The organism is Methylococcus sp. EFPC2 (assembly GCF_016925495.1).
GTDB lineage: Bacteria > Pseudomonadota > Gammaproteobacteria > Methylococcales > Methylococcaceae > EFPC2.
Genome location: NZ_CP070491.1, coordinates 1,573,834 through 1,588,645 on the forward strand (window position 1 = coordinate 1,573,834; position 14,812 = coordinate 1,588,645).

The following is a 14,812-nucleotide window of genomic DNA, read 5'->3' on the forward strand; positions in this document are numbered from 1 at the left end:
CCATGGCCAAAGAAGAACTCACGCTGTTCGTCTGGGAGGGAACCGACCGGAATGGCGGCCGCATCAAAGGCGAGTTGAGCGCGCGCACCGAAACCCTGGCCAAGGCCGACCTGCGCCGTCAGGGTATCAAGGTTGTCAAGATCAAGAAAAAACCCAAACCGCTGTTCAGCGCCCGCAAGAAAAAGATCACGCCCAAGGACATCGCCGTGTTCAGCCGCCAGTTGGCCACCATGATGTCGGCCGGCGTGCCCCTCGTGCAGGCATTCGACATCGTGGGCCGCGGACACGAGAATCCCAGCATGCAGGAGCTGATCATGGCGATCAAGGCGGATGTCGAGGGCGGAGCACCACTGGCCGAGTCGCTGGGCAAGCACCCGCTTTATTTCGACGAGTTGTTCTGCAACCTAGTACACGCGGGCGAGCAGGCCGGCGTGCTGGAAACCCTGTTGCACAAGATCGCCGAATACAAGGAAAAAACCGAATCCCTCAAGGGCAAGATCAAAAAGGCCTTGTTCTATCCAACCGCCGTCATGGTCGTGGCGGTCATCGTCACCGCCATCCTGCTGATTTTCGTCGTCCCACAATTCGAAGACTTGTTCAAGGGGTTTGGCGCCGAACTGCCCGCCTTCACCCAGATGGTTGTGAACATGTCGCGCTTCACGCAGGAATACTGGTACATCATGCTCGGCGCCGCGGTCGCCATCGGCTTCGCCGTCATGAACTTAAAAAGACGCTCCGTGGGCTTCAATCACTTCCTCGACCGGGCCATCCTGAAAATACCGGTCATCGGCGAAATCATGCGCAAGTCGGCCATCGCCCGTTTCGCCCGCACCCTCGCCACCATGTCGACCGCCGGCGTCCCCTTGGTGGAAGCCTTGAAATCCGTCGCAGGCGCCACCGGGAACGTGGTCTACGGCCAGGCCGTGTTGCTGATGCGCGACGAAGTGGCGACCGGCCACCAGTTGCAACTGGCCATGCGGCAGAGCAATCTGTTCCCCAACATGGTGATCCAGATGGTTTCCATCGGCGAGGAATCCGGCTCCATCGACAGCATGTTGGCCAAGGTGGCGGACTTCTTCGAGGAAGAAGTCGACAACGCCGTCGACGCCTTGAGCAGCCTGCTGGAACCCATGATCATGGCCTTTCTTGGCGTCGTGGTGGGCGGCCTGGTCATTGCGATGTACCTCCCGATATTCAAGTTGGGTTCGGTAGTCTGATCTCCCCGCCTCCGCTATGTACACGCTGCAAATATTGCTCGACAGTCCCGCTCTGTCCACGACCCTGGCCGGCCTGCTGGGACTGATAGTGGGGAGTTTTTTGAATGTCGTCGTTTACCGCTTGCCCCTCATGATGGAGCGGGACTGGAAACGCCAATGCCACGAATACTTGGGGCAGGAAGTCCCAGCCCCGCATGACCCCAAGCTTAATCTCGTCACACCGAGGTCCCGCTGCCCCCATTGCGGACATGCGATCGGTGCGCACGAGAACATCCCCGTCCTCAGTTATCTCTTGCTCAAAGGCCGGTGTTCTGCCTGCAATGCCGCCATTTCGGTCCGCTATCCCGTGATCGAGGTGTTCACCGCACTGGTTTCGGCCGTGGTGGTTTGGCGCTTGGGTCCCACCTGGCAGGCCGCGTTGGCCCTCCCTTTCAGTTGGGGCCTGATCAGTTTGGCGGTGATCGATATCGATCACCAGTTGTTGCCGGACGCAATCACTCAACCGCTGCTTTGGTGCGGACTTCTGCTCAGCCTGTTCGGTATTTACACCGATAGCGCATCAAGCATCATCGGCGCCGTCGCGGGTTATCTCGGCCTTTGGCTGGTCTACCACGCATTCAAGCTGACGACCGGCAAGGAGGGCATGGGCTACGGAGACTTCAAGCTCCTGGCCGTGTTCGGCGCCTGGCTGGGTTGGCAAATGCTGTTGCCTGTCGTACTGCTGTCCTCGCTGGTCGGCGCAATCATCGGAATAGGATTGATCTGGCTGCGCGGCCACGACCGCAACATCCCCATCCCGTTCGGCCCTTATCTGGCGGCAGCCGGATGGATCGCACTGCTCTGGGGCGAAGATCTGATCGAGGCCTATCAGAACTTCGCCGGCTTGACGTCCTGAGCCGTGCTCAGAATCGGACTTACCGGCGGCATCGGCAGCGGCAAGAGCACGATTGCCAAACTCTTCATCGAACTCGGGGTACCCGTACTCGACGCCGATCAAGTCGCTCATGAACTGGTCGAACCCGGCCAGCCCGCACTGGCTGAGATCGTGCGGGAATTCGGTCATGACATCCTGCTTGATGGACATTTGGATAGGGCCCGCCTGCGGGCTCTGATATTGGCCGTTCCCGAACTCAAACATCGACTGGAAGCAATCTTACATCCACTCGTCTATCAGACCTTGAACGATCGCACGCAAACCATCCATTCCGATTACTGCGTGCTGGCCATTCCCCTGTTGCTTGAAACTCAGCACCAAGATTTCGTGGACCGTGTTCTGGTCGTCGACTGCCCCGTCGAACGGCAGTACGCCAGGGTTGCACAGCGCGACACTCTCGACAGAACCACGATCGAGAAAATCATCACAAGCCAAATTGGCCGTTCGGAACGCCTGGCCGCCGCCGACGACATCATCGCCAACGACGGCGACTTGACCTCCTTGCGACCCCAGGTTGCCCGTCTGCACGCGTTATACATCGGCCTGGCTCAACAACTTCCTTGACTAATCGACCGCAAACTGCAAAATGCCGACCCATTCGGCCGCTCGGCCGCCCCACACGACACCCGCCGGTTCTCCCTTGAACGATCTGGTTCTCTACGAGTTTCCGTTGAACGAACGGATCCGCGTGTTCATGCGCCTCGAACAGCTGTTCCTCCAGGCCGACCATTTCATGCAGGGCAATTCCGTGTGGGACAGCCGCGCGGTCATCGCCACCCTGCTGGAAATCCTCGCCCTGTTCAGCCGCAACGACCTCAAATCGGAAAGCCTCAAGGAACTCGACCGCCACGCCGGCGTATTCGGCAAACTCGCCAGGAGCCAGGGCATCGACGCGGCCAAGCTGAGCACCCTGTTGAGCCAGCTGGAGAGCCTCAGCGGCCGGCTGTATGCCTCGGCCGGCAAGATCGGCCAGCCGCTGGCCGAGAACGAATTGTTCAAAGCCATCGCCCAGCGCAGCGCCATACCCGGCGGCACCTGCCCCTTCGACCTGCCCGCCTACCACTACTGGCTGCAGCAGGGCGATGCGCTGCGCAAGCGCGATCTGGAAGACTGGCTGGCGCCCTTCGCGACCATCCGCGCCGCCATCGACCTGGTGCTGAACACCATCCGCCAGAGCGGGGAGGCGAGCGAGGAGGTCGCCCCGGGGGGCTTCTTCCAGAAGACCCTCGATCACGCCCTGCCCTTCCAGCTTTTGCGCGTGGCACTTTCCAAGGATCAGGCCTGTTTCGCCGAAATCAGTGGAGGGAAGCATCGCTTTACCATACGATTCATGACCTCGCATACCAACGAACGACCGACTCAAACCAATGACAAAATTGACTTCCAATTGACCTGTTGCATGGTTTGATTAGCTGTTTCTCGTCTACCCGGCTTCACCCACCGAATATACGCCACTACCGAGCTTTCATTTTATTTTTGATATCTACAAACTGCCGGCATTGACGACGCATCAATTCGGAGCAATACAATACTCTGCTGTTAGGGAGCATCCAACAAACCCGCTACTGGCGCGCCTATTTAGAGATAGCCTGACAAACAAGGGTTCACGATCCCGTGGCAGACTCGTCTTGATCTCGCCAAGAGCTTATCGGTAATGGGTCACGGAATACGTCATACATAAGCCCTAGCAGAGGAAGCCGATCCAACTCGATGTCATATCGCAATATTCTTTGGAACCTATTGGGACTCGGTTTTCCACTCATAGTCGCCGCCATAAGCATGCCCAAACTATTGGCGATAATAGGCGCCGAGCGCTTTGGATTTCTCGCGCTCGCTTGGAGTTTGATAGGTTATGCGGGGGCACTGGACCTAGGAATTGGCCGGGCAGTAACCCAAAGGATTTCAGCATCACAGAGCGGCACCGGCAGTGACGTTTCATCTATTTTGGCAACAGCCATTCGTTTGACCCTAATGACTGGCGCGGTCGGCATGGCGTTGGTGATATTAGCAGCTTACCTAGATATACACCGTATAATTAATATTGCTTCGGTACCTGGCTCGGAGTTAAAAAGTTCACTGCTGTTATTGGCCGTGGCGATACCACTACAAGCGATGAGCGCGACTTATCGCGGAGTCAATGAGGCTTATCTTAATTTCAAAAGCATTAGCCTGTTAAGAATGGCATTGGGGTGCGCCAATTTCCTCGGCCCCTATTGCATCTCCCTATATACCAGCGAAATGCCTTTACTTATAGCAAGTTTAGTGGCGTCCAGAGGCTTGGCTCTGTGGTTTTATCGCAATAGCGCCTATCGCTGCATAATATTATCCGGCCGGACCGTATGCGGGCGTTATTCTCGGATCATTGCCAAACAACTCCTGCAATTCGGTAGTTGGTTCACCGTGACCAGCATAGTCGGACCTTTAATGGTGCAGTCTGATCGCTTTTTCGTGGGCGCCATGATTTCAGCCGCCGCGATTACCGTTTACGTCATCCCGTATGAAGTAGTTACGCAAGCACTTGTAGTCGTGGGGGCTATCACGTCGGTAGCTTTTCCGACTATCAGCAAAATGCTGGTTTCGTCCCCGAGGGAAGCAAACTCGTTCTTTCATGCCTGGCTAATCAGAACGGTAGTCATCATGACGGTCTCCATGGGGGTTCTATCCTATTTATTGCCTGATATCCTGACGCTTTGGCTTAGACAGCCAGTGAGTCCGGAATCGGTTTCGGCAGGCCGCATTTTAACTATTGGCGTTATATTCAACGCTGTGGGATCGATGTATTTCGCTTTGTTGCATGCGAAAGGGCACTCCAAGCTCACCGCGTTATTACACATCGTCGAAACGCCACTGTATTTTTTCCTGTTGTTATATTTTATTCGCCAGTACGGCGTTATTGGCTGTGCGATGGCATGGTCTATACGCAATTTTTTCGATATGCTGATATTGGTCTGGCTGGGAAATAAATGGGGATCCGGAAGTAGCTAACATGTACGAAGAAAAGAGCAAAGATTATTTTTCCTCGGCACGGTCGATAATATTGGATATCGTGCCGCCCAAAGCTGAACGTGTTCTCGAAATAGGCTGCGGCTCTGGCCGGACCCTCGCCATGCTGAAAAATGAAGGCATTTGCCGACAAACGGTTGGAATAGAATTGTTTCAGGATGCGGCACGGCAGGCAGAACAGAACGTTGACACCGTATACTGCCTTGATGTTGAAAATTCCGCGTTACCTGCCGGTTTGGGCAGATTCGAACTTATCCTAATGCTTGATGTCCTGGAACACCTGCAAGACCCATGGTCATTTCTTTACAAGTTGAAGACGGAGCACTTATTAGCGGGAGGAAAAGTAATCATTTCTTTACCCAACGCAAGGCATTTTTCCCTTGTCCTGCCCTTGCTGATGGGGCGCTTCGATTATGAAGAGCGAGGGATACGTGACAAAACCCATTTGCGCTTTTTCACAAAAAAAACCATGCTTGAACTAATATCCGGCGCGGGTTTAACAATCGAAAAATCCAAAAGAACCAGCCTGGAATTACACCTAAACTCCGGAAAACTAAATATTCTTACTCTAGGAATTTTTGCAGACTTTTTAACCAGTCAATATATTTTCTGTTGCACGACCGCTCAACAACAATCGGATGATATTTAAACAGTACTTTGTCTATATAAAATGATTAGACCAATGACTCTCAAACTCGAAGTCACAGCATAGCAATGAGCGTAGTTACTATCATCATAGTCAACTGGAACGCCTCCGGACAGCTTGCCCGGGCGGTCGCCAGCATCGCGGAACACCATGAAGGAGTGGTGGAGGCTGTTATTGTCATCGACAACGCATCGCGTGATAACTCGTTGGATCACGTCGAAGCCATGGGGAAACTTCCCTTTCCGCTGAAAATCATCCGCAACTCGGAAAACCTCGGTTTCGCGGCGGCTTGCAACCAGGGGGCGGCAATCGCATCGACGCCGTACCTTTTGTTTCTAAACCCTGATACCCGCTTGTTTGCAGGCTCGCTTTCAACGCCAAATGCTTTTATGGGTGACATAAACAATCTATCGGTTGGAGTATCAGGGATACAGTTGATCGATGAAGAAGGGCGCGTGGCACGTAGTTGTGCCAGATTTCCAACACCATTGACTTTTATTTTGCAATCCATCGGTCTGAATAAGCTCCAATGGTTTCGCCAGTTTTCCTTGCAGATGACTGAATGGAACCACACAAGCACACAAACAGTGGACCATGTAATAGGCGCTTTTTTTTTAGTCAGGCGATCGCTGTTCGAACAATTGCAGGGCTTTGATCCACGATTTTTCGTTTACCTTGAAGATCTCGATTTTTCCCGGCGGGCGGCTTCATTTGGGTATAAAAGCGTTTACTTGGCGAGTGCGCGAGCGTTTCACGCCGGTGGCGGCACATCGAGTCAAGTCAAGGCGGCACGCCTGTTCTATTCCCTACGCAGCCGCTTATTTTATAGTTTTAAGCATTTTTCGTTACCCTCCGCCTGGTTGGTGTTGTTATTTACCATTATCGCGGAACCGTTTTCTCGCCTGGCGTTTTCCTTATTGCAGGGCAGTCGGCGAGATGCTGCTTATACTCTTATAGCGTACGGTTCGCTTCTAAAAGCTCTGCCCTCTATCATTCGTACGAATTGTAGATAACGATGCCGTTTCGAGATTAAAAATGCGAGTTCTTGCATTTACCCGCTATACTCGTATCGGCGCGAGCAGCCGTCTGCGTATTTATCAATATTTACCGATGCTGGAGTCCTCCGGATTTCAAGTCACCGTTGCGCCGCTAGTCAACGATCAATACATAATCAACTTATATGCCGGGCGGCCTAAATCCTTTCTCAGCATGCTGCAAGCATATTTTGAACGGTTTTTATGGATACGCCGAGCAGCGGAGTTCGACGTGGTGTGGGTAGAGAAAGAGTTTCTGCCATGGCTTCCTGCATGGATCGAGTTATGGATTTTCTCCAAACGCGTCCGTTTGATAGCGGATTACGATGATGCGGTATTCCATTATTATGACCTACATCCGTCAGCCATTATTCGCAAACTGCTGGGTGATAAAATTGATAGCGTGATGCGGCGCGCTGATATAGTCGTTGCCGGTAACGGTTACTTAGCTGAGCGAGCCTTAGAGACGGGGGCAAAGGATGTGGAAATAGTACCAACAGTGGTTGATACCGCTCGTTATGTAGCGCCAGATTGGTCTAACGACAGTATTGTTACTGTCGGCTGGATAGGCTCACCCGCCACAGCACATTACTTGCAATTAATAGCACCCGTCATAAACCACCTTGCCGAGAAGACTAATGTCCGCTTCGTCGCAGTCGGAGCGAATGCAGAGCAGCTTAATGGTCTTCCAATATCGGTGTTGCCTTGGTCTGAGGCGCACGAAGTCGAGATGATCCAGCAGTTCGATATCGGAATAATGCCCTTGCCTGATGAACCATTCACGCGCGGTAAGTGCGGCTACAAGCTGATTCAGTGTATGGCTTGCGGCATACCGGTCGTGGCGTCACCTGTAGGCGCCAACGCAGAAATTGTTCGTGACGGCATCGACGGATTTTGGGCAAATTCGCAGGCTGATTGGCTGACAGTGCTAAACCGGCTGATCGATGATCCCTCGCTCAGAAAGCGCATGGGGACTGCAGGGCGGGAGCGGGTAGTAACTAGCTATTCGTTGAGCGTGACGGCGGACCGGTTGACACACCTGATTCTATCTGTGGCGGAGCCCCGCTGATGTGCGGGTTTGCCGGATTCGTCGGTTGCACATCAGCCGGAAGTTCCGACATCGCTCGGGCCATGGCCGCTGCCATTGCTTATCGTGGCCCCGATGACTCTGGGGCATGGGTCGATCAGAACGCCAACATAGCCTTGGCGCATCGCCGACTATCCATACTCGATCTTTCCGCGGCAGGCCACCAGCCCATGGCTTCAGCAAGCGGGCGCTATGTCATTGCCTATAACGGGGAGATTTACAACCACCTGGAACTGCGGAATGCATTGCAATCTCCCTGTCCCCAAGCCCTGTCCGATGAAGGAGAGGAAAGCCTGTCGCACTGGCGCGGGCATTCGGATACCGAAACCTTGCTGGCTTGCATTGAAGCATGGGGCATCGAAAAGACCCTGGTACAAACCGTCGGCATGTTTGCCTTCGCGTTATGGGATCGCCAGGAGCACACGTTGCACCTAGCACGGGATCGTATCGGCGAAAAGCCGCTTTATTACGGCTGGATGGGTAAAACCTTTCTGTTCGGCTCGGAATTGAAAGCGCTACGAGCCCACCCGGCCTGGCGGGGTGAAATTGACCGGAATGCCTTGGCGGCCTATATGCGCCACAATTATGTTCCGGCCCCATACTCGATATACAAGGGTATTTACAAATTGCTACCCGGCACTTATCTGAGCCTTGAGACGGGCGCTGTAGGCGACGAGCCGGCAGCCAAAACCTATTGGTCTGCACGAGCGGTCGCCGAAGCGGGAGTAAGCGCCCCGTTTACAGGAAGCGAACAAGCCGCGCTTAGCGAGTTGGAACGACTACTCAAGCAGTCGGTTAACCAGCAGATGGTGGCCGACGTGCCGCTCGGTGCATTTCTTTCCGGCGGCTATGACTCCAGCATGATCGTGGCGCTGATGCAGTCATTGAGTTCACGCCCGGTCAAGACATTTACCATCGGTTTTCACGAGGCCGGCTACAACGAAGCGGAGCACGCGAATGCCGTGGCGCGGCATTTGGGAACCGAGCATACCGAGCTTTATGTCACGCCCGATCGTGCGATGGCAGTGATTCCCAAACTACCCTCGCTCTACGATGAGCCTTTTGCCGACTCATCGCAAATACCGACCTTCCTGGTTTCGGAACTGGCACGGCAACATGTTACCGTCAGCCTCTCTGGCGATGGCGGAGACGAGCTATTTTGCGGATATAACCGGTATTTCTGGGCGAAAAGCATCTGGCGCCGTGTCAGCGTATTGCCACGTCCCGTGCGCGCGATTTTGGCGGGTATGCTGACCACATTGCCCCCTGAGCAATGGAACAAATTGTTCCAGGGAATATCCCGGCTTCTGCCAGACAGCTGGCGTTATGCGAATCCCGGCGACAAAGTGCATAAGCTTTCCGAGATACTGGCAGTCACTACACCCGAAGAAATCTATCTGGGGCTGGTGTCGCACTGGAAGACCCCTTCCGATGTGGTGCTCGGCTCGCTTGAACCCCGCACGGCATTGAATGATCGTGATCAATGGGCCGCGCTGCCAGATCTCGAGCAGCGCATGATGTACCTGGACCAGATCACCTACCTACCAGACGATATTCTGACCAAGGTAGACCGAGCAGCCATGGGGGTGTCACTCGAAACGCGTGTGCCGATGCTGGATCATCGGGTAGTCGAGTTCGCATGGACCCTACCACTCCCCATGAAACTCCATGACGGGCAGAGCAAGTGGCTGCTGCGGCAACTGCTTTACCAGTATGTTCCGCGTGAACTCATCGAACGCCCCAAGATGGGCTTCGGCGTTCCAATCGACGTGTGGCTGCGCGGCTCCTTGCGGGACTGGGCGGAAGCTTATTTGGACGAAAACCGGCTACGGCGTGAAGGCTATTTTGATCCTATCCCTATCCGGCAAAAATGGGCCGAACATCTGGCAGGCAAGCGTAACTGGTCCTACTACCTGTGGGACATCTTGATGTTTCAATCCTGGCTCGAAACCCAAGACTCCTAGTGAACAAGCGACCGAAGCTACTTTTTTTCGTTACCGAAGACTGGTATTTCTGCTCTCATCGCCTCCCTCTTGCCCTGGCAGCCAGGGAGGCGGGTTTTGAAGTGGTCGTGGCAACGCGGGTACGAGAGCACGGAACGCTGATACGCGATTCCGGCCTGAAGCTGATCCCGCTCGAACTGTCTCGACGCAGCGCCAATCCGGCGTCTCAACTCGTCCTGCTCGCACGACTGGTTTCGCTCTATCGTTGCGAGAAACCCGACATCGTGCACCATGTCGCGATCAAGCCCGTTTTCCTGGGTTCGCTCGCCGCCTTGCTGACGGGGACACCACGCATCGTCAACGCCGTGGCAGGCCTTGGGTGGCTGTTCACCTCCACCAGCCGGAGCGCTCGGCTACTCGGTAAATTCGTGGCCACGGTGTTTCGCGCCTTGCTGGGCCGGAGCCAGGTGATCGTCCAAAATCCCGACGATCATGCCTTTCTCATGGAGTTGGGCGTACCCTCCGGCCGTATCGCACTGATCCGGGGATCGGGGGTGGATATTGAGGCGTACTCGCCCACGCCGGAACCTCAGAAGACACCCTTGGTCATCCTCGCGTCCCGCCTGCTTTGGAATAAGGGCGTTGGTGAATTCGTGGAGGCAGCACGCACACTGCGGGCCCAAGGGATAAGAGCCCGCTTCGCCTTGGTGGGCGAGCCTGACGAGGCCAATCCTGCCTCTATCGAAATCGGGCAAATTGCTCGCTGGCAACAAGATGGGATCGTGGAACGGTGGGGAAAACGGGACGATATGCCAGCAGTCATGGCCCAGGCCCACATCGTCTGCCTGCCTTCCTACCGGGAAGGGTTGCCCAAGGTGTTGATCGAGGCGGCCGCGTGTGGTCGGCCCATCGTGACGACCGACGTGCCGGGCTGCCGCGAAGTCGTGCGCGACGGAGAGAACGGCCTGCTGGTGCCGGCTCGCTCGGTCCAGCCGCTGGCCGATGCCTTGCGCCGACTGATCGAAGATCCCGATCTCCGCAAGCGGATGGGAAGCAAGGGACGGGAAATGGCGGTGGCCGAATTTTCCGTCAACCGGGTCAACCGGGAAACGCTAGCCCTTTACCGGGACATCCTCGCCTGAAAACCGGCGGCGTTTGCCGTGCCGGTTTTCAGCGTGTTTCCGCAACGAGGAAATCGGCCACGCATTCCAGGCCGCCCCGGTCGATGGCGACATCGGCCTGTTCCCTCACCTTGGGCTTGGCGTGATAGGCCACGCCCAGCCCTGCCGCCGACAACATTTTCAAGTCGTTGGCGCCGTCGCCGATGGCGATGCATTGTCCGGTGGAAATCCCCAGTTCGCGGCAACGGTTCAATAAAAACTCCGCCTTAGCCTCGGCCCCGCAAATTTCGCCCAGCACCCGGCCGGTGAGGCGTTTGTTGCGGGTTTCCAGGCGATTGGCCAGGGCGTAGTTCAGGCCCAGTTCGGCCTTCACCCGCTCGGTGAAATACGTGAAACCACCCGAGACCACAGCCGTCTTGACGTCGCGCCGCCTGGCCTCGCTCATCAGGATGGCGGCGCCGGGGCTGTAGCGCAGGCGCTCCGCATAGACACGCTCCAGATCGCTTTCGGGCAGTCCTTCGAGCAGGGCGACGCGCTTCTTCAAGGCCTCGGCGAATTCCAGCTCCCCACGCATGGCGGCTTCGGTGATGGCGGCCACCTCGGATTTCAGGCCCAGCATATCGGCCAGCTCGTCTATGCATTCGATGGCGATCAGCGTCGAATCCATGTCGGTGACGATCAGCCGCACCCGGCCGGGATCGAAACCCTCAGGCAAGGTATTGATGTCGACATTCAAGGTTTCCCTGAGTTCGGCCAGCGCCACCTCGCCGATCGCCTCGGCGTGGTACAGGCGATAGTGCGCGCCCAGGCTGGACAGACGGCCGGGCACTTCAGCCAGAACCGCATCCTGTTGAGCGCCGGTCAAGCGGGCGCTGTGTATCAAAGTCGTATAAGTCATTGCTCGGAGCTTTAGTCCTTGGGCATACGAACGGGACGCTCGCAGATTATGGGAAAAGTCGTGGGACGAGTCGCCGCTTCCAGTTCGCTCAGGAAGCGCAAAGCCTCGTCGCGGTTGTTGCCGCACATCTCCATGGAAGCTTGCAGCCCGCCGCAGCAGGCCGGCCTTGCGTCCGTGCCGAACATGGCGCAGCGATAGTCGCCGATGAGTTGCGGGCAGGGTACGCCTGCCGGTTTGCCGCCGGGCATGCCGGGTATGGCGCTGGAAATCGACGGGGCGATGCAGCAGGCCCCGCAACCGGGCCGGCAGTTCATGGCCCAGTCTGCAGCAAACCTGCGGGCAAGGCCTGAATCAACCGCTCGGACACCCTCTCCAGCCCGCCATCATCGTAAGGCGAAGGCGTGAACTTGCCCCACACCGGCGCCGGCCAGGCCGGGTCGCTGCGATAGCGTACGACGTGATGGATATGCAACTGCGGCACCAGATTGCCGATCGCCGCGATATTCATCTTATCGGCCTGGAATAATTCCGCCAGGGTTTGCGCCGTCAGCGCGGACTCGTCCGCCAGTTGGTGGCGGTCGGTATCGGACAGCTGATGGATTTCGCTCACGCCCGCCCGCTCGGGCACCAGGATGAACCAGGGGTAGCGCGATTCGTTCATCAACAACAAACGGCAGAGCGTGAAGCGGCCGAGGTCCCGGCAATCCCGCTTCAACTGAGGGTGCAATTCGAACATTCAAGCTCCGAGTTAACGCACGTCGCGGCCATAGACGCGCTTGATCCAGCGCGTCATGACCGGCAATCCTATGAGGAGGTGGGGATAATAACTGATCAAACGCCATACGATGGCCAAGGTCAACGCTAGGCCGGCCGGCACCATGTCCTTGTACAGCCAGGAGAACCCCAGTTCGGCCACCCCGGCGCTGCCCGGCGTGGGCGAGACGAGCATGACGATCCACAGCACCGCCTGCCGGCCCGCCGCCAGCAAATGGTCGTAAGGACCCAGCGTCAATTGGGAAAAGGCCGCCAGCACGCAATTAAGGACCAGGTAGCGGCCCAACCAGGCCACGGAAGTCGCCGCCCACGCGGTCATCCACCAGGCGAATGAGCGATCGCGCAGATCTTTCGAAGCGATCATCAGCTCGTTGGCCATGTGCAGCCCTTGAGCGCGCCAACGAGCCATGAAAGGCAGCAGGAATAGACGGGTGAGCCACCAGTTGATCCAGGTTGGCGCGACGAACAAGGCGGCGATCAGCAAGATCACATAAACCGCGATGCCGCCCCAGGCGCTCCAGAATGCACCGTAGATGCCGGTACCCAGCAGATCGGAAGGGATCAGCCTGAGCGGGGCGAAGATGTCGTCCTGCGGTATGACCAGGCTGACCAGCAAGGGTATGCTGATGAAAAAGACCTGGTCGAAATAAACTGTGGTGAAGATGATCGCCGTCGCCCGACCGACGCTAATACCTTCCTTGCCCAGCATGAACACCGCTACCGCCGCCCCGCCGACCATGGAGGGCGACACGGCGGCGAAGAAATTCCACAGCATGATGACCTCGAACGAAGCCCGCCAGCTCAGTTTGCGGTCGGTCAGGATGCGCAGCTGCCACATGTAGCCGAACTCCCGCAAGGCCATCATCACGCCGCCCAGCATCAACCAATAGACGGTCTCCGAACGCCATTCCAGCCGTGTAAACAGTTCGGCCGGCGTGAGGCCGTTCTTGATCAGTTCCTGATAGAGCATGTAGATCACAATGCCCAGGCCCAGCGACACCGGCAGCAGGACGCGCGCGGGGCTGAACTGGCCGAGGATGTCCCGGCCGCCGACGGGCGGCGTGTGCTGTGTCATTCCGTTGGTCTCGTGACGAACATCGCATCGCCGTAGCTGAAGAAGCGATACGCCTGCGCCACCGCGTGGCGGTAGGCGGCCATGGTCTGCTCGTAGCCGGCGAAGGCGCAGACCAGGGTCAACAAAGTGGATTCCGGCAGATGGAAGTTGGTCAGCAAGGCGTCTACGCAGTGGAAGCAAAAGCCCGGACGGATGAACAGGCGGGTGTCGCCGCGGTAGGCTTGCAAGGAGCCAGAAGCGGCGGCCGTTTCCAGCGTGCGCACCGCGGTGGTGCCTACGGCCACCACCCGACCGCCCGAGGCTTGCGCCGCCTGGATGACATCCACGGCCTCCTGGTCGATTTCGCAGTATTCCGCGTGCATGCGATGCTCGTCCAGGTTTTCCACCCGCACCGGTTGGAAAGTGCCGCTGCCCACGTGCAGGGTGACGTGAGCCCGCCGCACGCCTAAGGCGTCCAACCGCTCCAGCATGGCGGCGTCGAAGTGCAGGCCGGCGGTCGGCGCCGCCACCGCCCCCAGATTGCGGGCAAACACGGTTTGGTAACGCTCGCGGTCGTCGACCTGATCGGGGCGCGTAATGTACGGCGGCAGCGGCATGTGACCGATCTCGGCCAGTATGTCCGGAAAGCTGGGCCCGGATTCGTCGGTGCTCAGCGCGAAGAGGTCGTCTTCGCGCCCCGTGACGCGGCATCGATAGCCGCCTTCCAGCAGCAACTCGGCACCCGGCTTGGGCGATTTGCTGGCCCGCACGTGCGCCCAGGCATGGCGGTCGTCCAGCAGGCGTTCGATGAGGATTTCGACCCGTCCCCCGCTGGCCTTGTGCCCGTAGAGCCGGGCCGGTATGACCCGCGTGTCGTTGAACACCAGCACGTCGCCGGGTCGCAGCAGCGACGGCAAATCGGCGAACATTCGATCCCACAAGTTTCCGCTCCCCCCTTCCAGATGCAGCAAGCGGCTCGCGGAGCGTTCTGCCAACGGCGCCTGGGCAATCAAATGTTCGGGCAAGTCGTAGGCGTAGTCGCTTCTTTTCAACATGAGGTTCGGTGGAGTCTTGGGAGGCGCGATTGTATCCGCCTTTTCA

The 14,812-nt window shown here is 57.1% G+C and carries 15 protein-coding genes; 10 read left to right on the plus strand and 5 right to left on the minus strand.

The window, feature by feature from the left end; genetic code table 11:
* Positions 1-2 precede the first annotated feature (2 nt).
* From JWZ97_RS06520 to JWZ97_RS06565, 10 genes are all read left to right on the plus strand, one after another.
* Entirely contained in the window at positions 3-1,217 is a 1,215-nt protein-coding gene (locus JWZ97_RS06520; RefSeq protein ID WP_205433988.1) for a type II secretion system F family protein, read from the plus strand.
* Between the two features lie 16 nt (positions 1,218-1,233).
* Positions 1,234-2,112, plus strand: coding sequence for an A24 family peptidase (locus JWZ97_RS06525; RefSeq protein ID WP_205433989.1), 879 nt, complete (start codon positions 1,234-1,236; stop codon positions 2,110-2,112).
* Positions 2,113-2,115: 3 nt separating this feature from the next.
* The gene (gene coaE / locus JWZ97_RS06530) at positions 2,116-2,715 is read left to right on the plus strand and encodes a dephospho-CoA kinase (RefSeq protein ID WP_205433990.1); all 600 of its coding nucleotides are present in this window, start codon (positions 2,116-2,118) and stop codon (positions 2,713-2,715) included.
* Positions 2,716-2,737: 22 nt separating this feature from the next.
* Positions 2,738-3,559: a cell division protein ZapD gene (zapD, locus tag JWZ97_RS06535; protein ID WP_240342515.1), complete on the plus strand. Its 822-nt coding sequence runs from the start codon at positions 2,738-2,740 to the stop codon at positions 3,557-3,559.
* A 302-nt stretch (positions 3,560-3,861) separates the two neighbouring features.
* Positions 3,862-5,136, plus strand: coding sequence for an oligosaccharide flippase family protein (locus JWZ97_RS06540; protein WP_205433991.1), 1,275 nt, complete (start codon positions 3,862-3,864; stop codon positions 5,134-5,136).
* Between the two features lies 1 nt (position 5,137).
* Positions 5,138-5,803, plus strand: coding sequence for a bifunctional 2-polyprenyl-6-hydroxyphenol methylase/3-demethylubiquinol 3-O-methyltransferase UbiG (locus JWZ97_RS06545; protein WP_205433992.1), 666 nt, complete (start codon positions 5,138-5,140; stop codon positions 5,801-5,803).
* Between the two features lie 65 nt (positions 5,804-5,868).
* On the plus strand, positions 5,869-6,813 hold the full coding sequence (locus JWZ97_RS06550) for a glycosyltransferase family 2 protein (RefSeq protein WP_205433993.1): 945 nt from the start codon (positions 5,869-5,871) through the stop codon (positions 6,811-6,813).
* 22 nt (positions 6,814-6,835) lie between these two features.
* The gene (locus JWZ97_RS06555) at positions 6,836-7,903 is read left to right on the plus strand and encodes a glycosyltransferase family 4 protein (protein WP_205433994.1); all 1,068 of its coding nucleotides are present in this window, start codon (positions 6,836-6,838) and stop codon (positions 7,901-7,903) included.
* A 62-nt stretch (positions 7,904-7,965) separates the two neighbouring features.
* Positions 7,966-9,885, plus strand: coding sequence for an asparagine synthase (glutamine-hydrolyzing) (gene asnB, locus JWZ97_RS06560; RefSeq protein ID WP_240342516.1), 1,920 nt, complete (start codon positions 7,966-7,968; stop codon positions 9,883-9,885).
* Positions 9,885-11,006 (plus strand): glycosyltransferase family 4 protein, encoded by a 1,122-nt coding sequence (locus JWZ97_RS06565; protein ID WP_205433996.1) that lies wholly within the window; start codon positions 9,885-9,887, stop codon positions 11,004-11,006. The genes asnB and JWZ97_RS06565 overlap by 1 nt, the downstream gene beginning before the upstream one ends.
* A gap of 28 nt (positions 11,007-11,034) precedes the next feature.
* Here the strand turns inward: JWZ97_RS06565 and serB are convergent, their stop codons facing one another.
* Genes serB through queA form a run of 5 tightly spaced genes read right to left on the minus strand, consistent with a single transcriptional unit; the run spans position 11,035 to position 14,763 of the window.
* Positions 11,035-11,883, minus strand: a complete 849-nt coding sequence (gene serB, locus JWZ97_RS06570) for a phosphoserine phosphatase SerB (protein ID WP_205433997.1) — start codon at positions 11,881-11,883, stop codon at positions 11,035-11,037.
* Positions 11,884-11,894: 11 nt separating this feature from the next.
* A complete protein-coding gene (locus JWZ97_RS06575) occupies positions 11,895-12,197 on the minus strand; it encodes a YkgJ family cysteine cluster protein (RefSeq protein ID WP_205433998.1) in 303 nt (100 codons plus the stop codon).
* Positions 12,194-12,619 (minus strand): HIT domain-containing protein, encoded by a 426-nt coding sequence (locus tag JWZ97_RS06580; protein ID WP_205433999.1) that lies wholly within the window; start codon positions 12,617-12,619, stop codon positions 12,194-12,196. Before JWZ97_RS06580 ends, JWZ97_RS06575 begins: the two co-directional genes overlap by 4 nt.
* Positions 12,620-12,631: 12 nt before the next feature.
* A complete protein-coding gene (locus JWZ97_RS06585; protein ID WP_205434000.1) occupies positions 12,632-13,732 on the minus strand; it encodes a lysylphosphatidylglycerol synthase transmembrane domain-containing protein in 1,101 nt (366 codons plus the stop codon).
* Positions 13,729-14,763 (minus strand): tRNA preQ1(34) S-adenosylmethionine ribosyltransferase-isomerase QueA, encoded by a 1,035-nt coding sequence (queA, locus tag JWZ97_RS06590; RefSeq protein ID WP_205434579.1) that lies wholly within the window; start codon positions 14,761-14,763, stop codon positions 13,729-13,731. The genes JWZ97_RS06585 and queA overlap by 4 nt, the downstream gene beginning before the upstream one ends.
* Between the last annotated feature and the right edge of the window lie 49 nt (positions 14,764-14,812).

Coding starts and splice junctions, on each gene's coding strand:
- JWZ97_RS06520 (WP_205433988.1), top strand. CDS start 3: ATGGCCAAAGAAGAACTCACGCTGTTCGTCTGGGAGGGAACCGACCGG.
- JWZ97_RS06525 (WP_205433989.1), top strand. CDS start 1,234: ATGTACACGCTGCAAATATTGCTCGACAGTCCCGCTCTGTCCACGACC.
- zapD (WP_240342515.1), top strand. CDS start 2,738: ATGCCGACCCATTCGGCCGCTCGGCCGCCCCACACGACACCCGCCGGT.
- JWZ97_RS06540 (WP_205433991.1), top strand. CDS start 3,862: ATGTCATATCGCAATATTCTTTGGAACCTATTGGGACTCGGTTTTCCA.
- JWZ97_RS06545 (WP_205433992.1), top strand. CDS start 5,138: ATGTACGAAGAAAAGAGCAAAGATTATTTTTCCTCGGCACGGTCGATA.
- JWZ97_RS06550 (WP_205433993.1), top strand. CDS start 5,869: ATGAGCGTAGTTACTATCATCATAGTCAACTGGAACGCCTCCGGACAG.
- JWZ97_RS06555 (WP_205433994.1), top strand. CDS start 6,836: ATGCGAGTTCTTGCATTTACCCGCTATACTCGTATCGGCGCGAGCAGC.
- asnB (WP_240342516.1), top strand. CDS start 7,966: ATGGCCGCTGCCATTGCTTATCGTGGCCCCGATGACTCTGGGGCATGG.
- serB (WP_205433997.1), bottom strand. CDS start 11,883: ATGACTTATACGACTTTGATACACAGCGCCCGCTTGACCGGCGCTCAA.
- JWZ97_RS06575 (WP_205433998.1), bottom strand. CDS start 12,197: ATGAACTGCCGGCCCGGTTGCGGGGCCTGCTGCATCGCCCCGTCGATT.
- JWZ97_RS06580 (WP_205433999.1), bottom strand. CDS start 12,619: ATGTTCGAATTGCACCCTCAGTTGAAGCGGGATTGCCGGGACCTCGGC.
- JWZ97_RS06585 (WP_205434000.1), bottom strand. CDS start 13,732: ATGACACAGCACACGCCGCCCGTCGGCGGCCGGGACATCCTCGGCCAG.